This window comes from Mucilaginibacter sp. P4_C11, from assembly GCF_056402115.1.
This window is the reverse complement of record NZ_JBFUIA010000029.1, coordinates 1-21,320: the sequence shown is the minus strand read 5'-3', so window position 1 is coordinate 21,320 and position 21,320 is coordinate 1. Positions and strand designations below refer to the sequence as shown.

Sequence of the window (21,320 nt, the reverse complement as noted above, 5' to 3'; positions counted from 1 at the left end):
AAAAGTTGTCATTTCGAACGAATCAGAGGTGGATTTAAGCGGTGGGGTGAGGAGAAATCTTCGACATCAGGCTTTCAAACTTGCGTGGTGGGATGCAAATCGTATAGGATTTCTCTTTCGCGCCCCGCTCTTTGCCCTCCCCTGCTCTATCGAAATGACATTTTCTTCAATTGAAAAGAAGTGTACACATTTAGATCTACAACCCCTTCTCCACCACCAACATTACCGGGCCAATCAACCCGCTTTCCCTCAACGGCGAACCTTTTTCCGGCCCGCTTATCGTCCAGGTTTTCCTTTTATCTTCCGGTAGCCCGGCATCATAGGCCAACCTGTTGAACCACGTACTGGTTACTTCCACTTTAAGCGTGTTTTTACCGGTAACAATAGAATTGGTTAAATCCACCTGGTAAGGGTTGCACCATACAGTACCGATAAACTTCCCGTTCAGGGTAATTTTGGCAATCATATTTACCGAGCCGAGGTTAACCAAAAAATGCGCACCGGGTTCAATTTTATCAATGATAAACGTGGTGGTATACGCGGCAGTACCCGAAAATGCTTTTGCCTCGGGCGATAGGTCCAGATCTTTCCAGGCTTTTAATTCATTGATCCAGGTTGATTGCGGCGCGCCCCAGCCTTCCGGGAAAGATAGTTCCCATGGAGCAGTGAGGCTGGTGGTGGCAATTACTTTTGATTGGATGGGTTTATTTGCGCCGTTTTGTTGCTGGGTATGATTAAAAACTACAAAACATGAGCCCGCCTGCGGCAAATCAAAAGCTATAGATGTACGGCCTTGTTTTTGTTCGGCAGCTATGGCCCTGGCTGTGCCGTTAAGGGGATCCCACATTTCGGCAGCACCTGTATTGCGGAAAACAAGCGTGCCCTTAAATGCTTTTCCTTTTGGCGCGCATATGAAATACCAGTCGGCACCTTCTGTCTTGCGGTGTGTCCAGATGGCTTCCCCGCCGGTAACATCCGGCGTTAATTGCATTTGCTGTAAGGCATCGGCCAGCGAAGTTCCTGATATTAAAGTACCTTTACCAAGCTTGCGTATGCCTGTTGTTCGCCCGTTGCCCCAAATGTTTGTCACGGCTGTATTAAAACGGACTTGCGATTTTTGGCCGCCGCTTAGTGTTGCCAGGTATTGTGGGGCATCGCCAATAATTGTTGCCCCGGCACGGATCAATGCCTCCAGTTTTTCTAATGTTTGTGGCAGCATATGGATGGTTGATGGCAACCATAACACCCTGTAGCTTATCCCTTCGGGCGTTACCAGCATGCCGTTTGCCACAGTAAGCCTGTTCAGCAAAACATCGGGGTTACAATAATCATATTTAAAACCCTCGGGAAAGGGCGCGTTTTGATCGGGTTTATGATCTATCTCGTCGCCCAGATACCAAAGCACATCTGACACAGGCCTGCCACGCTCCTGTAAATAACTAATACGCGCAAAATATCCGTTCAACTGTGGCATATCGTTCCACCAGGTTTGCTGCCTCAGGAACGGGGTACCTATGCCCGACCCAAATGAGGTACCGGGTTTCAGCGAATCGGCTTTGGGATTATGTGTGTAGGTATGGTATACCAGGTGTGTTACGCCTTCAACAATGTTCACGTTGGCCACTTCCTTTAAATCCTGCCAGTGCTCATCCCAGGTGAGTGCGAAAGAGGTAAAAGCTTCGGCACCCAACCTGGGTTTGCCGTAAATATGTGCGGCGGAGGCGGCCGGTTTAATAGGTTTAAAATTGAACGAGCCTACGTAGCCATTGGTAAAAGGCTGCCAGAATTCGCACATGGGTACATCGGCAAACTTGTAATACTCTAAAATATCAGCCGGAAAAACATCCCCGGCGGCAGTTTCGTACGATACAGCCAGGTTATTTTGCTTGGCCAGCTGCGCCATCCGCCCATAAAACTTATTGGTATACAAGTCGTTCAAGGTCGAACGCCAATCGCGCAGGAATTTGAATGTGGTTTCCTGGTCTTTCAGCACATAGCCAAACAAAGCAGGGATCCATTTGCGCAGCGGGTAGGCCTCCACACGGTTAAACTCCTGTTCCATATTTTGTGTCCAGGTTTGGGTTTCGCACTCCCAGCTGTCCATCAGCATGCCTTTTAACAGGCCATCGCCCAGCACACCATTTGATCCGGATAGCCTGCCGATATAACCGGCAAAGTGTGCGTTGGCACCGGCCTCTGAAAGTTTATTACTCTCCCAGCCGGTACCTTCTGCCGGGGCGGGGCCATTTTGCTTGCCGCTGTTTACATGGCCTATGCGTAAAACAGTCCATTTACCGCGTGGGGCAGCCCATTTTAAATTGCCTTGCGCATCCATCATGTTGGTGATATCGCGAATCTGGGCCGGATCGATATAGCTTTTAGGCGATTGCCCGTACTTTTTGCCGCTGCGGTCAATGCTGCGCAAGGTCCACCCGGCTTCTGATTCCCAGCTATTTTTGCGGGCAGCCGAAAAGAAACGGATGAAGCCGAGGGCCATATCGTGTTTGTTTTCGATGTAGAGCTTTATCGTTTTAGCACCTTTTACTTCCGTGCAGGCAAAAGAGAGCGGCTGCGTATCCTGCCAGTTCCCTTCGGGGATATTGGTATTTAAAATATCTATTACTTTGCCGTTGGCCATGATAGCCTGCGCCTTTATTTTTACGCCGGGCTCATAATTCCAGGCATGCCCCATGCTGTTAACACTCGGAAATTCGATAGTCCGGATGGTCACGGTATCGGCAAAGGTCACTTCAGCCCAATACGGCTCGCCTGCGGCTGGCGGTTTAAGGCGCACAGCTTCTTTTGCTTGTTTCAGGAAACAATCCTCCCATGAAATATTACTGCTGCCCTTAACAGTTTGTGCTACAAGTGGTTTTCCGGTATCACCTAATGGAGTTGGAAATGCCAGTACGGTGATATCCCTGTAATCGCGCCAGGGTTCGCTGCTGGGCTGCGGCTGGTCAAGGTGTATGTTTATTACTCCCTTCCCTCTTGCTAAATCGATTCTGCTCCAGGCCAAATGTCGCATGGCGTTGGCGGGTGTTATCCAGGGCCCTCCGGCCATTGCCCATCCGGGGCAATTTTGCATGGTAAAGCGCAAACCCAGTCGGCGGCATTCCTGTGCGGTATGGCGTATAGCATCCTCCCATAACGGGCTCAAACATGCAATTTGCGGACTAACACCCGGCCATGGCCCGCCGAACTGCCCGTGAAAAAGCTGGATGCCCGAAATTCCCGACCTTGCAATGGCTTCCAAATCGGCGGTGATGCCTTTTTTTGAAACATTGCCCCCTATTAAATGGAACCAGGTTTCGGGATAGTAAACTTTTGGCGGCGACATAAAGGCTGCCTTATCATATTGGCCAAAACTACGATTAAGCTGCTGCGCCGGCGGCAAAATGGGCGCTACCTGGGCCGTTGATGAAAAAAAACTTACCATCGTCAACAAAACAGCCAACAACGGCGTGAATAATATATTTTTTGGGCGATTCATTTTGTTTTTGCTTATAGGTTATAAAGGGTTGGCAGCATCCATTTAAATGCCTGCCAGATTTGGGTAATCTAAACTATCATTAATAATTTCCAAAACTGTCCTGTGCTGTCCTCTTTAAAATATTTTGAAAGCTACCATTTACAGATTTTTTTACAAAATCTCACCCACAAATACAATACTCCACCTTAAAATACCTATAATTCATATTCAATATCAATTAACATTTCTGTTACATTTGTGCGATATAGCTTTTAACTTTCAACCATAATTTATATCACAACTATGGATGACTTTATAGCAGCGAGGTCGCAAATGGCCTTATCCTTAGGGTTTCACATCATCTACTCCTGTATTGGTATGGTTATGCCTGTTTTTATGGCCATATCGCATTATAAATGGATAAAAACCAAAGACCCGGTTTACAAAAACGTTACCATCGCCTGGAGTAAAGGCGTTGCTATTTTTTTTGCTACTGGTGCAGTATCGGGCACCATGTTGTCGTTTGAGTTGGGGCTGCTTTGGCCGGGTTTTATGAAGCATGCCGGGCCTATTTTCGGGATGCCCTTTTCTTTAGAAGGTACCGCCTTTTTTATTGAAGCGATAGCCCTGGGCTTTTTCCTGTACGGGTGGAACAAGTTGAACACCTGGTTTCATTGGGTTACGGGTATTGTGGTGGGCGTAAGCGGGATAGCATCGGGCATATTGGTAGTTGCGGCCAACTCCTGGATGAACAGCCCATCGGGGTTTGATTATGTAAATGGCAAATACCTCAACATAGACCCACTGAAGGCCATGTTTAACGAAGCCTGGTTTTCTGAAGCATTACATATGACGATAGCGGCATTTTCGGCAACGGGTTTCGCCGTGGCGGGCATTCACGCGCTGATGATCTACCGGAAACAGAATGTAACTTTTCATACCAAATCATTTAAAATAGCCATCGTATTTGGCGCGGCTGCAGCCATTTTACAGCCCCTAAGCGGCGATATATCTGCCAAAGGAGCAGCTAAACGGCAGCCTGCTAAACTGGCCGCAATGGAAGCTTATTTCCATACTCAGGAATATGCGCCACTGGTGATTGGCGGTATCCCGGATACGGCTGCTAAAAAAGTTAATTACGGCCTGGAAATACCCGGCCTGCTGAGTTTTTTGGTTCATGATGATTTTAAAACAGTTGTAAACGGCCTGGATAAAATTCCGGCTAAAGATCAGCCGCCTGTTGCCATTACACACTACGCCTTCCAGGTGATGGTGGGTATTGGTACTTTGATGATGTTTATCGGCATCCTATACTTTATAGCGCTGTGGAAGAAGAAAGAATGGTTAAACAAACCGTGGTTTTTAAAGCTGTTTATTATTGCCACGCCAACGGGTTTTATAGCCTTAGAGGCCGGTTGGACAGTGACCGAAGTTGGCCGCCAGCCGTGGATTATCGAGGGTGTGATGCGTACCAGCGAGGCGGTTACCAAAATGCCGGGCATCCAGTATACTTTTTACCTGTTTACATTTATTTACTTCACCCTGAGCGTATTTGTTATTTTCCTGCTGAAAAGACAAATTGAGATGGTGCCCAAATTGTACGACAAATAACCTGCTGATATTATGTTATACATCGTTATATTATTTTTATTTGCGTCCATTACCCTATACTTTTTATTGGGCGGGGCCGATTTTGGCGCCGGTATCATCGAGCTTTTTACATCCGATGATAATAAGCACCGCACCCGCAAAACCATGTACCAGGCCATTGGCCCCATCTGGGAAGCCAACCATATGTGGCTCATCATCACGGTAGTAATACTGTTTGTAGGTTTCCCGGATATTTACAGCGAGATGTGTACTGACCTGCATATCCCGTTGCTTATTTTATTATTAGGCATCATTGCACGTGGAACCGCCTTCACTTTTAGAAATTACGATGCCATTAAAGGAGAAAGAACGCAAAATCTTTATAACCACCTGTTTATCTACTCGAGTTTTGTCACACCAATGTTCCTGGGTATTATAGCCGGTAGCGCGTTATCTGGTCAGATTGACCCGGCAGCCAAAGATTTTGTTCATGCCTATATTTTCAGCTGGTTTAACTGGTTCTCGGTAGCTGTAGGCCTGTTTACCGTGGCGCTTTGCGGTTTCCTCGCGGCCATTTATATTGTGGGAGAAACAGATAGCATTGACGATATTAAACGCTATATCAAAAAGGCAAAAATATTTAACGTAGTAGCCGTTATTTGCGGGGGGCTGGTTTTTATAGCTTCCGAAATTGAACACGTAGGCTTATCCAAATGGATTTTTGGCAATACTATTAGTTTGGTAGCCGTAATAGCTGCCACTTCATCGCTCGTACTGCTTTGGTTTATTATCTCTGAAAAGAAAAACAGGCAATGGATCAGACTCTTGGCAGCTTTCCAGGTAAGTATGATCCTGATATCGGTAGGATCAACCCGTTTCCCAAGGTTTGTAATATTTAAAGGGGGTAGTTCGATGTCATTGCTGACAGACCACGCAACCGTAAATACTATAAATGATTTGGGGATTGGTTTATTGGTTGGCAGTATGTTTATATTGCCTGCTTTGGGGTATTTGTATTATAGCTTTCAGCGGAAGGAGAGGTAATAGAGAAAATTATTGAATTATTGAATTATTGAATTATTGAATTATTGAATTATTGAATTATTGAATTATTGAAATTCAATAAATTCTTCAATTCGACAAATTCCGGTTCAAACATTCCACTATCCCCTACTATCTTTTTAAACAAAAAATACAATCCGGTAATATTACATTTGTGTAACCCAATTGTAACGCGTGAAGAACTATCTTAAAATATTATCTATCGACGAGTATTCCATCACTCCTAAATACCTGCAGCTTTCAAACGCCATTATCAGGGCTATCGAAAGTGGTGATATCGTTAAAGATGATATGCTGCCATCTATCAATGATTTAAGTTTTGCTTTAGATACCTCACGCAATACCATAGAAAGAGTTTATAAAGAACTGAAAGACAAAGGGATAGTAAGTTCAGTTCCGGGTAAAGGTTTTTTTATATCGAACACCGATTTTCAGAAACCACTGAAAATCTTCCTGTTATTCAACAAGTTAAGCGCCCATAAAAAATTGATTTACGATGCCTTTGTAGACACAATTGGCGAACTGGCAACCATCGATTTTTACATTTACAATAACGACTTTTACTTCTTTAAAAAGATTATGGCCGAAAGCTTTAACAGCGACTACGCCAAATACATTATTATCCCCCATTTTTTAGATAATGAGACCAAGGCTCACGAGATCATCAACACGATCCCCAAGGATAAACTGATCTTGTTAGATAACCTGGTACCGGCTATAAACGGCAAGTTTGCCGCCATTTATGAAAATTTTGCGTCGGATGTTTATGAAGCACTTAAAAGCCTTACACACAAATTAACTAAGTATCATAACATTAAACTGATTTTTCCAGGGAAAACCTACCATTCTAAAGAGATACTGAAAGGCTTCCTGAACTTTTGCAGGCAATACGCGTTTGATTACGAAGTAGTTGAGTCGTCGGCAATAGAAACCATCCAGAAAGATACCGTATACATCAGCCTAACCGAAGATGACCTGGTGGAATTGATTAAGAAGATCATAGCATCCGACCTGAAAGTAGCTAAGGATGTGGGCGTTATATCTTATAACGAGACCGCCCTTAAGGAGATCATTTTGGATGGTATCACCACCATATCAACCGATTTTAAACTCATGGGCAGCAAAACAGCAGAGTTTGCGTTGAGCAATTGCCATGAACATTTCGCGGTTCCTTTTAATGTAACGTTGAGGAATTCGTTGTAAGCCCCCTCTAAACGGCGAAGCCCTCATTAGTTCCTTCAAAAATCAAATCATATGCTAATAATCTCCCCCTTCAGGGGGAGACTTTTAAGAGAACTTTTATTCGATGCTTCCTTTTTGAAGTCTCCCCTTTAGGGGAGATTTAGAGGGGCTTCACCTTTATACTTCTAAAAAACACCTCGTTACCGTGATCCTGCAATAACAAATGCCCTTGAGGGGCTTCGCCAAAGTTTTTCCAGATGGTGTATTTGCTGATGGCAACCAGGTCTTTAAATGCCTTTGAGCCGCGTTCGTATTCCAGTACTTTTACACCATTAAGATAATGTTCTACATGGTTGTTGGGATAAACCACTACCCTGCCAATGTTCCAGGCGCCAATGGGATGTACAAAGCGTTCCTGTTTGTTGGCTTTAATCAGGTCATATAATGAAGCCAGCGTTCTGTCGCCATCACGGCCAAGTTTGGCATCGGGGTGCAGCTTATCATCTAATACCTGGTATTCCAGGCCTATGGCCGAGCCTGTGGTAACTTCACTCAGGGTGACAAAGTATTTAACACCGCTATTGGCTCCCGGAGTCAACTTAAACTCAAACGACAAATCGAAGGCGCTGTAATTATCATCAGTAACCACATCGCCACCGCCCGATTCTTCTTTACCGGCAGATGGCAGTACATGCATGGTACCATTGGCAACTTCCCAGCCGTGGTTCGGGAAAGTTTTTAGGGTTGCACCACGCCAGCCGGCACTGGTTTTGCCGTCATATAACAGTTTCCAACCGGCGGCTTTTTCGGCAGAGGTGATGCTATTGGGTTGCAGGTTTACCACATACACATTTTTAGGAAATGGTTTTGATTTTAGATTGGTAGTTTGCAGGTTAAAGTTTTTGAAATATACTTTTTTACCGGCTTGTTTTTCGTCGCTCACGGCGTGAACCTGTAAGGCAATGAAACCCTTAGTGTCGATGGTATCCACCACATCAGCGGTCGGGATTCCGTTTACCCAGGTTTTCATTTCGTTACCAATACACTCAATGCGGATGTGGTTGTACTCACCTACTTTAAAGGCATCTTTGGCGGCGGCATTCAAATCCAGCGGGTATAGCCAGTCGCGACGGCCTTCGTCATAAATACCGCCTGTCCATTTACGGTCAGACGGATCAATCTCAAACTGTCGCCCATAAACCAACCCCTTGCCATCGTGGCCGGCCGGGTTATAATGGCTGCGTGTTTGAACGCCGGAGTTGCTCAGTTTACTTTCTATTTTGGCATCCAGCTCTAAAACAAAATCGCCGTATTCTTTTTCGGTAACCAAAAAGGTGTTGCCAGAGTTTAAAACAGCGGTGCCCACAATGGCCCCGTCTTCAACCTTGTAATCGGCGGTACCAGCAAGGCGTTTCCAGCCTTTGAGCGTTTTGCCGTCAAATATTTTTGTTTGCGCCTGGGTTAATGAGGCTGTTGCAAGTAAAAGAGCTAAAGGATAGATGTATTTTTTCATGGTATGGTATTGTTATTCAAATTATTAAACTATGTCATTGCGAGCGTAGCGCGGCAACCTCTTCGCTTACTTGGCGGAGATGCATTTCTACGGGATTGCTTCGTTCCTCGCAATGACATACTGGTGAGGAATGAGGCAATAATGGCGTTTACACCTTCACCTCCCAGCCTTTTTCATATTCCCGGCTCCAAAGTTTTTGGGCTTCGGGGTCATTCAGGATATGGCCGTTGGTTGGGTTAATGTGCAGCACGCGGTCAACCCGGTATGATATATTACCCAATTGCGGCAGCAGGGTTGATTTAAAACCAATTTCAATGGGGCAGTTCAGCGGCGCTACTCCCCTAACGCCATCGATAAAATTCTTCAGGTGAAAACCATCAAGCGCTTCGGTGGGGCTTACTTTGTTGGTGCCATCAACTTTGGTATCGTCTTTAACTTCCTTCACCAGCTTGTTATCGCCATCGTAAACCTGGTAGCCGTTGCCGCTGCCGTAAAACAGGGTGCCTTTATCGCCATAAAATACCACCCCGCGGCTTAACTGCTCAATATTAAAACCGTTGCTGCTGCGGCTTTCCCATTCGGCAGCAGTATTGTTGGGGAAATTATACAGGATATTTTGGGTATCGGGCGTTTGCCAGTCATCGTTAAAATGGAAGCGGCCGCCGGTGGATACTACTTTGTTAGGATAATCCACACCCAAACCCCAGCGGATTACATCCAGTTCGTGGGTGCCGTTGTTCAGCGCCTCGCCGGTTCCCCAGTTCCAAAACCAGTGCCAGTTATAGTGAATCAAGTTATCCTGGTAGGGTTTACGCGGGGCCGGGCCCTGCCACAGGTCGTAGTTTAAATTCGCGGGTACGGGCACTTGCTTGCCATGGCCAATGCTTAGCCTGTGGTTGGTGTACCAGCCTTTGGCATAATAGGTACGCCCAATAACGCCGTCATGCAATTCCTTCACCATGGCCTGCACATTGGAGAATGAGCGCCGTTGACTACCCATTTGCACCAGGCGATTGTATTTTTTTGCAGCCTCAACAGCCATTTCGCCTTCGTGTGGGTTATGGCTGCAGGGCTTTTCTACATAAACATGTTTGCCGGCCTGGCAAGCCATTATGGTTGCCGGGGCGTGCCAATGATCGGGCGGGGCAACAACAACGGCATCAATATCCTTTATTTCCAGCATTTTGCGGATATCGGTAATTCCTTTTGGCCGTTTGCCCGTTATTTTATAAATCTCTTCAATGGTTCTGTCTACTACTTTGGAGTCCACATCGCAGATATACCCTATCTCTACATTAGGAATTTTAGCATAGCTCTGCGCCAGGTAAAGGCCGCGGCTATTGGTGCCCATAGCGCCTAAAACTACTTTTTCGTTGGGCGAACCTTTGAAAAAACCAGCTGCCTTTGAAAGTTGGGGCGCAAGTAAAAAACTTGTCCCGGCAACTGACGTATTCTGAATGAACTGTCTTCGGTTAAGCATAGGTAAAAGGTAAATTGGTTTATAATGCATTGCCCGTTAGGGCAGGCAGGCAAATTAGCTAAGTTTTGTAAAGCATCGAAGAAAACAGGCCGTTTTTTTTGAATACCATTGTAATTTAACTGTTACCTCAACCCGTTGTTATCTCAATTGGCTTGCCTGAAAACAAAAAAACAAGCCGGCAGGTAGCCTTGCTTGTTTTTTAAATGATAAATGTTTAGGAGCATTAAATTATTAACTATTAACTGTCTACTTTGTAAAAATAGACATCCCCTGTTGTTATCAGATTAGTATAAACACGGTATTTGAGCAGTTTACACGCGTAATTTTACGCAATTGAACATGATGATTCAAACTCACATACCAACCACTTTAAAGCCCGCTTCTAAGGCACTTGAATAAATAATAATATTAGTATTGTATTGGTGGAGGTATGAGTTTGGGATTTTGGCGTTGGTGCCAGTATGGATATATTGGCGTTAAATCACTTGCTGCATCCAGTTTTTTTACCTGCTCGGTAGTCAAATTCCAGCCAACGGCACCCAGGTTCTGCCTTAGCTGTTCCTGGTTACGTGCGCCTATAATGATATTGGCAACGGTTGGCCTTTGCAATAACCAGTTAATGGAAACCTGTGCTACAGATTTACCTGTTTCTTCGGCCACTTCATCCAAAACATCAACAATGTTGTAAAGGCGATCGAAGTTGGTTGCCGGGCCATGAGCGCCGCCTTGTACCGTTCTTGAATCTGCCGGTATGGGCTGTCCCCTCCTGAATTTACCGCTCACTTTGCCCGATGCCAACGGACTCCAAACTATGGTACTCACATTTTGATCGATAGCTAAAGGCATCAGCTCCCATTCAAATTCACGGTCTAACAGCGAATAATAAGCCTGGTTGGCAATGTACCTGCTCCAGCCATAACGTTCAGATACCGACAGCGATTTCATTAAATGCCAGCCCGAAAAGTTCGAACAGGCAACATAACGCACCTTGCCGCTGGTTACCAGGTCATCAAGTGCGCGCAGGGTTTCTTCAACCGGGGTTGTGGCATCAAAACTATGCATATGGTAAATATCTATATGGTCGGTTTGTAAGCGCTTAAGGCTATCCTCTGCCTGTTTTATTAAATGCAGGCGCGATGAACCATAATCATTGGCACCATCGCCCATGGGGAGCGTAGCCTTTGTGCTGATAAGCACTTGGTTACGCAGGCCTTCCAATGCCTTTCCTAATATTTCTTCAGATATTCCGCTTGAGTATATATTCGCCGTATCAAAAAAGTTCACACCCGCATCAAGGCATAAGTTAATCAGTTCTTTGGCTTCGTCAACCTGGGTATTGCCCCAGGCTTTAAAAAATTCGTTACCACCGCCAAATGTGGCTGTTCCGAAACTTAATACGGGAACCCTCAATCCCGATGCTCCTAATTGTCTGTATTCCATAGTGTAATTTTAAGCAGAAAGTTTTAAAGCAAAAGGCCGAAAGCCTTTATCGCATATAACAAAGCTAAAACATCTGTTTCTGTAGCGTGGATATCGCGCATCATCATTTTGTCATTTGTGATTTTGGCAGCAGACACTCCCATCTTAACTCTTGATTCTTTTCTCTTGGCTCTACCCTTCAATCCGGAACCCTTCTAAATAGTAAATAGCCCCTTTAAAGGCCATGGCATTGGTTAACTTTGCGACAAAATTTAACTTATGGCAACAACTAAACTTACTATCAATAACAACGGATCTGTAAAAATCGATGGCGATTTTGAAATAGTAGATATGCAGGGCAACAACTACGGCTTACAAGGCAGAACAGTAGTTTCCATCTGCCGCTGTGGCTTATCGGCTAACAAACCATTTTGCGATGGCTCGCACAAAGGTCATTTTGAGCATGATGCAATCGCTTTTGATTTGCCTCCAAAAAAGGTATAATTCGTTTAATAACGGGCGCCGCCACTAAGCCGGCGCATTAACTGTTTTTTTATAACAAATGGCTCTTACGGGGCCATTTGTGTTATTATACCCGTAAACTTATTTACATAGTGTATATTTATCATAATGAAACAATATTGCATCCTGTTAATAATGATTGTAACCGGTTTAAAAACATTAGCCCAACAACCCGATACCATCTTCCTCAAAAATCTGCTGCAATCTCGCCCGGAGTTGTTTCAAGGTATCCTCAATCATCCAACGCATAACGAAGTACAGATCCTGTATACGCAAATCAACCGGGACAAACACAATATACCACATTTTAAATCATACAGTTACCGGCTTAATCCAAAGCGATATTTTTATCCGGCAAGTACGGTAAAGCTGCCAACCTGTATTTTCGCGCTCGAAAAAATTAACGAGCTTAAAATTAAGGGCCTTACAAAAAGCGCGACAATGATAACCGACAGCGCTTTCGCTGGGCAAACTAAAGTTAAAACAGATACATCGTCGGCCGATGGCCTGCCATCAATAGAAAACTATATAAAAAAGATACTGCTGGTAAGCGATAATGATGCTTATAACCGTTTGTACGAGTTTGTGGGACGCGAAGAGATTAACAAAAAATTAAAAAAATACCGGCTTAACAATACCCGCATTATTGGCAGGCTGGCGATAAACGATACCGGCGAAGGCACCAAACACACTAACCCCATTGATTTTTATAATGGCGATAAACTGGTTTACCAAAAACCAGCCTTGTTTGATAGCAACGATTACCCCATGCAGCTGGATAACATGCTGCAAGGAAAAGGCTACCTGGATAAAAACGACAAGCTGGTAATGCAGCCCTTCGATTTCAGCCAGAAAAACGTTTATACTATTGCAGATCAGCAAATGGTTTTAAAACGGCTGCTTTTCCCAGAAGCCTTCGCTGCAGCGCAACGCTTCAATTTAACACAGGCAGATTACCGGCTTATCTACAAGTATATGAGCATGTTCCCCACAGAAAGTACTAAACCCACCTATAACCGGCCACACAATTATCCTGTTATGAGCAAACTGTTGTTTTATGGTGCCGATAGTACCGCGGTGCCCGATGCAAACATTAGAATTTTTAATAAATATGGCGACAGCTACGGCTACAATATTGACAACGCTTATATAGTTGATTTTGAAAATAAGGTGGAGTTTTTACTCACAGCCGTTGTTCAGTCAAACGAGGATGGTATTTACAATGATAACAAGTACGAGTACGCCACTGTATGCCTCCCCTTTCTGAAAAACCTTGGGCAGGTAATCTATCAACGTGAATTGCACCGGCCTAAAAAAAACAAACACGAATTGCCGCGAATGGTATCGAATTACACCAATTAAAAAGTCAATTTGTGTTTCTTAGTTTGTGTAATTAGATACTATCCGTGTCAATTAGTGTTAATATTTGCGTTTCTTAATTCGTGCAATTCGCCTCAATTAGTGCAATTAGTGTTAAATAAAATTCGATTCAACAAAACTTACCTCGCCATCCTGCGTTTAGTTTTAGTACCATTAAAACAAGCACATGGCAACTACCATAATTGAATACAAAGATAATTTCCCCATACTTTATGGCGATGACAGGGTAAACCTGAACTGGCCGGAACGTTATACATCTATCATTGGTGGTGTAAAACTCGGCTGGTCGGGCTTTAAAAACATTTTCTCGAGCCCGTTTTCAAGTGTTTTAAAAATTGGCGCGGGTGGTTACCTGTTAAACCGCGGCCTTACTGGGCATTGTGAGCTTTATAAGCGCATCGGCAAACTTTCTACCAACCCTATAAACGTTAATATCCGGTCGTCATTCACCGTAAACCAGCCAAGGCACAAGGTTTACAATTTTTGGCGCAAGCTGGATAACCTGCCGCTGTTTATGAAACACCTGGAAAGCGTGGAAATGATTGACTCTAAATATTCCTACTGGGTTTTAAAATTACCTGCTGATATGGCAACCGTAAGCTGGCATGCCGAAATTGTAAAGGATGAGCCAAACGAAATGATAGGCTGGAGCTCGTTGCCCGATTCGGCCATTAATAATGCAGGCAAAGTACGTTTCCAGGACACCATCGACGGAACCGGCACTGTAGTTGATATTGTGATCAGTTACCAGCCACCTGCAGGAGGCATAGGCGCCGGTATAGCTCATGTATTGAACCCGTTATTTAAAAAAATGGTTGATAAAGATGTACAAAACTTTAAACAGTATATGGATCTTGATAACGGATTCGAAGCATCTTTTGACACACCGGAGGTTATTATCATATCTTAAAAGTTAAAAACAAGTACATTAAAAAAGCCGCCTTGCAAAATGCAAGGCGGCTTCTAAATTCAAAGGCAAAGTGGCCGGCGAATGTTATTATTTTACTGCATCAATAACGGCTTTGAAGGCATCAGGATGATTCATCGCTAAATCAGCCAATACTTTACGGTTTAAACCGATTTCTTTTGCTGCTAATTTACCTATTAATTGAGAGTAAGAAATTCCGTGCTGACGGGCACCGGCGTTGATACGCTGGATCCATAAAGCCCTGAACTCTCTTTTCTTGGTTTTACGGTCACGATAAGCGTACTGTAAACCTTTTTCTACTGTGTTTTTTGCAACGGTATAAACCTTGCTGCGTGAACCCCAATAACCTTTGGCGAGGTTCATGATCCTTTTCCGGCGTCTTCTCGACGCGACTGCGTTAACTGAACGTGGCATGTTGTTTGATTTTGGTAGTGAGTGCCTGCCTTTACAGCCGAACTTAAAACTCTAATACCTGGTTAAAAAAAATTGTGAATTACTTTCCGATGCAAAGCATGCGTTTAACATTGCCGCTATCAGCTTTAGAAACTAAGCTGGTGTGGCCAAGGTTACGCTTACGTTTAGTCGACATCTTGGTTAAGATGTGGCTTTTGAATGCATTCTTCCGAGTGATTTTACCTGTTCCAGTAAGCTTAAAGCGCTTTTTAGCACTGGAATTGGTTTTCATTTTTGGCATAACTATTATTTAATTGTTTGTTTAACTTACAAATGTGCAACCCTGCAGACCTGTAAATGTCTTTATAATAGATTATGTCGATGTGTAAATCCACAATTTACACATCAGCACATCTTTAATTTATTTTTTCGCAGCTTTAGGCGCAAGGGTTAAAAACATCCTTTTACCTTCAAGCTTTGGTAACTGCTCTACTTTACCTACATCCTCCAATGCCTGCGCAAAACGAAGTAGTAATATCTCGCCTTGCTCCTTGTAAACAATGGCGCGGCCTTTAAAGTGTACGTAAGCCCTTACCTTTTCGCCGGCTTCCAAAAACTTAATGGCATGCTTTAATTTAAATTCAAAGTCATGGTCATCAGTATTAGGCCCGAAACGGATCTCCTTTATAACAGTTTGCTTGGCATTGCTCTTTATCTCTTTAAGCTTTTTCTTCTGCTCGTAAATGAACTTGTTATAGTCCGTTACTTTACAAACCGGAGGTACGGCGTTCGGAGATATTTCAACCAGGTCAAGTTCCTGCTCCTGCGCTATAGCAAGGGCATCTCTTAATGAAAAAATACCTTGCTCTACGTTATCACCTACAAGGCGAACTTCCTGAGCCCTAATGAATTGATTGATGTTGTGTTCAGCTTCTTTCTTCTTGAAAGGAAGCCTTGGTCCTCTATTGAAAGGTTTGTTTAATGCCAAGTTATACTTTTATTTCTTTAATTATTTGTTCTTTAAAATCTTCTATGCTCATACTTCCCAAGTCGCCCAAACCATGTTTCCTTACAGAAACCATGCCCTCGGCAGCTTCTTTTTCACCCACTATCAACATATAAGGGATCTTTTTGACTTCAGCATCGCGTATCTTACGCCCTATTTTCTCATCCCTGAAATCAATCAGCCCGCAAATATCGGAATCTTTTAACACATCAGAAAGTTTTTTTGCATATTCCTCGTATTTTTCTGATATCGGCAAAATAATAAATTGCTCAGGAGATAACCAAAGCGGAAAATTACCTGCACAATGCTCAATTAACACGGCAATAAAGCGTTCCATCGACCCAAACGGCGCCCTGTGAATCATTACCGGGCGGTGTTTTAAATTGTCGCTGCCGGTGTATTCCAGTTCAAAACGCTCGGGCAGGTTATAATCTACCTGGATGGTACCTAATTGCCACTTGCGGCCCAGGGCATCACGCACCATAAAGTCGAGCTTAGGGCCATAAAATGCCGCTTCGCCATATTCTACCACGGTAGTAAGGCCTTTCTCGTCGGCGGCTTCAATAATAGCCGACTCAGCCAAGGCCCAGTTATCGTCTGTACCGATGTATTTGGCTTTATTTTCCGGATCGCGTAACGATACCTGCGCGGTATAGTTTTCGAAACCGAGTGCTTTAAACACGTATAATACCAGGTCAATTACTTTTTTAAATTCGTCTTTCACCTGGTCGGGGCGGCAAAATAAGTGCGCATCATCCTGTGTAAAGCCACGCACACGGGTTAAGCCATGCAATTCGCCGCTTTGCTCGTATCGGTATACAGTACCAAACTCGGCCAAACGAACCGGAAGGTCCTTGTACGAGCGAGGTTTTGTTTTATAAATTTCGCAGTGGTGCGGACAGTTCATTGGTTTTAAAAAGAACTCCTCCCCTTCCTGCGGGGTTTTTATCGGCTGAAATGAATCGGCACCATATTTTTCATAGTGACCAGATGTTACATACAGGTTTTTGTGGCCGATGTGCGGTGTAATTACCTGCTCGTAACCGGCTTTAACCTGTGCTTTTTGCAAAAAGTTTTGCAGGCGTTCGCGCAGGGCTGTTCCTTTAGGCAACCATAAGGGCAAGCCCATGCCTACTTTTTCTGAGAAGGCAAACAGTTCCAGCTCTTTACCTAGTTTCCTGTGATCGCGCTTTTTGGCTTCTTCAATCATGTGCAGGTATTCGGTAAGCTCGCTGGCTTTAGGGAAAGTAACACCGTAAATACGGGTTAATTGCTTGCGTGTTTCATCGCCGCGCCAATAAGCACCGGCAAGGCTCATGATCTTCACAGCTTTTATAAAACCTGTATTTGGGATATGCGGCCCGCGGCACAGATCGGTAAAGTTTCCTTGTGTATAAAATGTGATTTCGCCATCGGCCAGGTCTTTAATCAGGTCCAGCTTATACTCATCATTTTTCTCGGTAAAATATTCAACAGCATCAGCTTTGCTAACCGGTTTGCGGATGTATTCCGATTTGGTTTTAGCCAGCTCGATCATTTTATCTTCGATCTGTTTAAACTCATCGCTTGATAAAACCTTATCGCCAAAGTCAACATCGTAATAAAACCCGGCACCGTCCTTAACCGGAGGGCCAATACCAAATTTGGTGCCCGGATAAAGCGCTTCCAAAGCTTCGGCCAATAAGTGGGCTGATGAATGCCAGAAGGTTGATTTGCCTGAAGCATCGTTCCAGGTTAATAATTTAACGTGCGAATCTTTTTCGATAGGGCGGCTGGAATCCCAAACCTCGCCATCAACTTCGGCTGCTAAAACGTTACGTGCTAACCCTTCAGAGATCGACAACGCGATCTGGGCAGAAGAAATCCCCTTGTCGTACTGACGAACGGAACCATCGGGAAGTGTAATACTAATCATCTACAACTATGATTTAAAGTTTATAAAATTACGTTTGCACAATCACCTACAAAGTGATTGTATATTTTGAGGTGCAAAAATAGGATTATTTTTTGAATTGGGATTGCGGCTTGAGAGATCGTGAAGCACTTTTTATAACCTTGCTGTTCGATGTCGAGGTAAAATTAAGGGGTAAATTGCGCATCGGCATTAATAATCATTATCAAGTTAAAATACTGCTCACCTACAGTTTTATAACAGCGCTATTATTTTTCTTACAACGCTAAATACTTTCAAAAAACTAAAAATACGTATTATTACGTTTACCGGTTCGTGGTTTTTTGCTTACTTTAGCCCTTAGATGATTTCTGTAGTTTCAAAATTACCCCAAACGGGCACAACCATATTTACGGTAATGTCTGCCCTGGCCAACGAGGTTGGTGCTATAAACTTGTCGCAGGGATTTCCCGATTACAATTGCTCGGCCGACCTGATCGGGCTGGTTAACAAGGCAATGAATGATGGCCATAATCAATACGCGCCTATGGCCGGTGTAATGAGCTTAAGGGAGCGCATTGCCGAAAAAACCGAGAAACTTTACGGCGCCGTTTACAACCCCGAAACTGAAATAACCATCACCGCGGGCGGTACCCAGGCTATATTTACAGCCATTAGCGCAGTTATACACCCTAATGATGAGGTTATTATTTTTGAGCCTGCTTTTGATTGCTATGCCCCTGCCATAAAGCTGATGGGCGGCGTGGTAAAATCATTACCGCTTGAACCGCCAAACTACCGCATTGCCTGGGATATGGTAAAAAGGCTCATCAATCATAAAACCAAAATGATTATCCTTAATTCGCCGCAAAACCCCACTGCAACTATCTTGCATAAGGAGGATATTGACGAATTAAGCGCCTTGGTTAAAAACCAGGATATTTTAATACTAAGCGACGAGGTTTACGAACACCTGATATATGACGGCCAAACGCACCACAGCATGGCCCGCTACCCCGATTTACAGCAGCGCAGCTTTATAGTGGCATCATTTGGCAAGCCTTTTCACGCTACCGGCTGGAAAGTTGGCTACTGTATGGCGCCGGCTTACCTGATGCAGGAATTCAGGAAAATTCACCAGTTTTTAGTATTCGCGGTTAATACGCCGATACAATATGCCATTGCCGAGCATTTAAAAAATGAAGAAACTTATACGGGTTTACCAGAGTTTTTTCAGCAAAAACGAGACTACTTTCGCCAGGGGTTGGAACAAACACGTTTTGAACTACTACCTTGCTATGGATCGTACTTTCAATCAGTACGTTACAGCAACATCACCGACGAGAAAGATGCCGATTTTGTACTACGCCTCACCAAGGAGTTTGGGGTAGCTGCGATACCGGTTTCGGCCTTTTACAGCAAGGGGATTGATCATCATGTGTTAAGGTTTTGTTTCGCCAAAAGGCAAGAAACTTTAGATAAAGCCGTTGATAGGTTATTGAAAGTTTAATTTTGAGTTAATAAACCATGGTCGATAGTCCATGGTAAAAGCACAGAATTGAACAATCTGGTTAAAGATAATTAGCTATCATCCATTAACTTTAAAAACTATAGGCCATCAATTATGGTCTATCGACTAAACACCGCTTATGGATAATCTTAAAATTACCGTTTTTCAAGGCTACCTTTTTTGGGAAAATACTGATAAAAATTTACAAAATATCACTTTACGCTTATCTGGCGGAATAAGGGAAAAAACAGACCTTATCATCCTGCCCGAAATGTTTAGCACCGGCTTTACCATGAATGCCGCTGCACTTGCCGAACCAATGGAAGGCAAAACCATGCAATGGATGCACCAAACTGCCAAACAGCACGATTGCGTGGTTACCGGAAGTATCATCATCAAAGAAAACAATCATTACTACAACCGCCTGATTTGGATGCGTACTGACGGTACTTATGAGTATTATGATAAACGCCACCTGTTTGCTTTAGGCAAAGAACACAATACGTACACTGCCGGCACCAAAAAAATTATGGTAGAGCTGAATGGTTGGAAAATATGCCCCATGATTTGCTACGATCTGCGTTTCCCGGTTTGGCTACGCAACCTTGCCGATAACCCCTACGATTTGCTAATAGTTGTGGCCAACTGGCCCGAACGCCGGGCCCCGCACTGGCGTACCTTACTGCCCGCCCGCGCCGTTGAAAACCAGGCCTATGTAATTGGTGTAAACCGGGTAGGCCATGATGGCAACGAAGTTTACCATTCAGGCGATTCAACCTGTATCGATCCAAACGGCAACGTGGTTTACTACAAGCGCGATGAGGACGATGTATACACCTTCTCCATCATCGCCGATGAGGTGCAAAAAGCCCGCCGTGCCCTGCCGTTTTTAAAAGACGCCGATAAATTTGAAATAAATCTTTAATCATTGGTCATTGGTCATTGGTCATTGGTCATTGGTCATTGGTCATTGGTGAGAATTGGGTTTGGGTTGTTTGGTTTTTAAAATTTGCGGCGGATTTTCAAATATAACAAACGCAACATTCAGGGCCGCTCCACAAGCTCTCAATACGTAATGATCATGACTTCAAAGGCCTGGCAACGGTTTTTCCTCCCCGTTATTTTACAGCGCACTTTTTTTTCTAATTACTGCCTGATTAAAAACATTTTAAGTATTTTCGACTGAATATTAACTATTCCTAAATAAGGCATACCAAACAGTTAAAACACGATGTTATTTTACGGCTGTTTTGGGGTTATATCTTTTTTTAGGAACAGGGCATATCTGACCTTAGTCACTTTATAAAAAAAATTGAATCAAGCACCAGGAACCAAAAATCAAAAAAAGTACAGGTAAAAGTTGATCAACCCAGGCCGTAGGCTGCRCTTATCGGTGTAAATGGGCATGGTTTTATTTTTTATCCCCGACTCCCGGTTTATATAYAGTGGCAGAGGTATTAATTGCTATTAAAATTTCCTGYTTTTTAAACCAACATTATGAAAAAAAACCTACACCGCCTGTTCACTGTGAGTWTAATAATATTATTATCTGCCGTGTTCTCCAAAGTACAAGCACAAACTATTAACGCAGGTGCTGCTACCGGCAATATTTCTGCATGTTTAGGTACGGTTTCGGCAAGCCCAAATATCCAGCAGTTTAAAGTTGCCGGCACCGGTTTAACAGGTAGTATAATAGCAACTGCCCCAACCGGCTTCGAAGTGTCCCTATCGGCGGGCAGCGGTTATGGCGGCACTGTAACGCTTTCACAGACAGGCGGCGTAATAAGCAGCACCACGGTGTATGTGCGGTCGGCAGCTACTGCACCGGCAGGTAGCATATCAGGCAACGTCGTGCTGAGTTCAGCTGGAGTCACAAGCCAGAATACGGCGGTAACAGGCAGAATAAATGCATTACCGGTGACTGATCCAATCACCAATCAAACCCTTAAAAACGGTGATACTACCGCAGCCA

Annotated in this window: 17 protein-coding genes; 9 read left to right on the top strand and 8 right to left on the bottom strand. The window is 43.9% G+C overall.

Annotated features, from left to right (window positions below):
- Positions 1–196 precede the first annotated feature (196 nt).
- Positions 197–3,493, bottom strand: coding sequence for a glycosyl hydrolase (locus tag AC1DU2_RS23080; RefSeq protein WP_477387201.1), 3,297 nt, complete (start codon positions 3,491–3,493; stop codon positions 197–199).
- A 282-nt stretch (positions 3,494–3,775) separates the two neighbouring features.
- On the opposite strand from AC1DU2_RS23080, the gene AC1DU2_RS23075 reads away from it, so the two are divergent.
- From AC1DU2_RS23075 to AC1DU2_RS23065, 3 genes are all read left to right on the top strand, one after another.
- Positions 3,776–5,083, top strand: coding sequence for a cytochrome ubiquinol oxidase subunit I (locus AC1DU2_RS23075; RefSeq protein WP_477387199.1), 1,308 nt, complete (start codon positions 3,776–3,778; stop codon positions 5,081–5,083).
- A 12-nt stretch (positions 5,084–5,095) separates the two neighbouring features.
- On the top strand, positions 5,096–6,106 hold the full coding sequence (locus tag AC1DU2_RS23070; RefSeq protein WP_477387197.1) for a cytochrome d ubiquinol oxidase subunit II: 1,011 nt from the start codon (positions 5,096–5,098) through the stop codon (positions 6,104–6,106).
- Positions 6,107–6,298: 192 nt separating this feature from the next.
- The gene (locus AC1DU2_RS23065) at positions 6,299–7,327 is read left to right on the top strand and encodes a GntR family transcriptional regulator (protein WP_477363771.1); all 1,029 of its coding nucleotides are present in this window, start codon (positions 6,299–6,301) and stop codon (positions 7,325–7,327) included.
- Between the two features lie 139 nt (positions 7,328–7,466).
- Here AC1DU2_RS23065 and AC1DU2_RS23060 read toward each other — a convergent pair whose 3' ends face one another.
- The 3 genes from AC1DU2_RS23060 to AC1DU2_RS23050 all read right to left on the bottom strand — a co-directional run bounded on the left by AC1DU2_RS23060 (position 7,467) and on the right by AC1DU2_RS23050 (position 11,739).
- Positions 7,467–8,819: a 3-keto-disaccharide hydrolase gene (locus AC1DU2_RS23060; protein WP_477387195.1), complete on the bottom strand. Its 1,353-nt coding sequence runs from the start codon at positions 8,817–8,819 to the stop codon at positions 7,467–7,469.
- A 148-nt stretch (positions 8,820–8,967) separates the two neighbouring features.
- Complete coding sequence (locus AC1DU2_RS23055) at positions 8,968–10,299, bottom strand: Gfo/Idh/MocA family protein (RefSeq protein ID WP_477363764.1); 1,332 nt, start codon at positions 10,297–10,299, stop codon at positions 8,968–8,970.
- 408 nt (positions 10,300–10,707) lie between these two features.
- Positions 10,708–11,739: an aldo/keto reductase gene (locus AC1DU2_RS23050; RefSeq protein WP_477387193.1), complete on the bottom strand. Its 1,032-nt coding sequence runs from the start codon at positions 11,737–11,739 to the stop codon at positions 10,708–10,710.
- Positions 11,740–11,997: 258 nt separating this feature from the next.
- Here AC1DU2_RS23050 and AC1DU2_RS23045 point away from each other — a divergent pair, with 258 nt between their 5' ends.
- The 3 genes from AC1DU2_RS23045 (at position 11,998) to AC1DU2_RS23035 (ending at position 14,530) form a co-directional block, all read left to right on the top strand.
- The gene (locus tag AC1DU2_RS23045) at positions 11,998–12,222 is read left to right on the top strand and encodes a CDGSH iron-sulfur domain-containing protein (protein WP_091375341.1); all 225 of its coding nucleotides are present in this window, start codon (positions 11,998–12,000) and stop codon (positions 12,220–12,222) included.
- A 126-nt stretch (positions 12,223–12,348) separates the two neighbouring features.
- Positions 12,349–13,602 carry a serine hydrolase gene (locus AC1DU2_RS23040; RefSeq protein WP_477387191.1) on the top strand — a complete coding sequence of 418 codons (1,254 nt, stop codon included), beginning with the start codon at positions 12,349–12,351 and terminating at the stop codon, positions 13,600–13,602.
- A gap of 184 nt (positions 13,603–13,786) precedes the next feature.
- Positions 13,787–14,530, top strand: a complete 744-nt coding sequence (locus tag AC1DU2_RS23035; protein WP_477363755.1) for an SRPBCC family protein — start codon at positions 13,787–13,789, stop codon at positions 14,528–14,530.
- Positions 14,531–14,617: 87 nt separating this feature from the next.
- Here the strand turns inward: AC1DU2_RS23035 and rplT are convergent, their stop codons facing one another.
- The 4 genes from rplT to thrS all read right to left on the bottom strand — a co-directional run bounded on the left by rplT (position 14,618) and on the right by thrS (position 17,862).
- Entirely contained in the window at positions 14,618–14,962 is a 345-nt protein-coding gene (gene rplT / locus AC1DU2_RS23030) for a 50S ribosomal protein L20 (protein WP_076369188.1), read from the bottom strand.
- A gap of 79 nt (positions 14,963–15,041) precedes the next feature.
- Positions 15,042–15,242: a 50S ribosomal protein L35 gene (gene rpmI / locus AC1DU2_RS23025; protein ID WP_090647347.1), complete on the bottom strand. Its 201-nt coding sequence runs from the start codon at positions 15,240–15,242 to the stop codon at positions 15,042–15,044.
- A 120-nt stretch (positions 15,243–15,362) separates the two neighbouring features.
- Positions 15,363–15,929 (bottom strand): translation initiation factor IF-3, encoded by a 567-nt coding sequence (infC, locus tag AC1DU2_RS23020; protein ID WP_090647343.1) that lies wholly within the window; start codon positions 15,927–15,929, stop codon positions 15,363–15,365.
- Position 15,930: 1 nt separating this feature from the next.
- Complete coding sequence (gene thrS, locus AC1DU2_RS23015) at positions 15,931–17,862, bottom strand: threonine--tRNA ligase (protein ID WP_477387189.1); 1,932 nt, start codon at positions 17,860–17,862, stop codon at positions 15,931–15,933.
- 340 nt (positions 17,863–18,202) lie between these two features.
- On the opposite strand from thrS, the gene AC1DU2_RS23010 reads away from it, so the two are divergent.
- From AC1DU2_RS23010 to AC1DU2_RS23000, 3 genes are all read left to right on the top strand, one after another.
- Positions 18,203–19,348 carry a methionine aminotransferase gene (locus AC1DU2_RS23010; RefSeq protein ID WP_477363748.1) on the top strand — a complete coding sequence of 382 codons (1,146 nt, stop codon included), beginning with the start codon at positions 18,203–18,205 and terminating at the stop codon, positions 19,346–19,348.
- A gap of 139 nt (positions 19,349–19,487) precedes the next feature.
- A complete protein-coding gene (locus AC1DU2_RS23005; RefSeq protein WP_477387186.1) occupies positions 19,488–20,273 on the top strand; it encodes an amidohydrolase in 786 nt (261 codons plus the stop codon).
- Between the two features lie 572 nt (positions 20,274–20,845).
- Positions 20,846–21,320, top strand: a 475-nt coding sequence (locus tag AC1DU2_RS23000) for a hypothetical protein (protein ID WP_477387184.1), incomplete at its 3' end; no start/stop codon positions are given.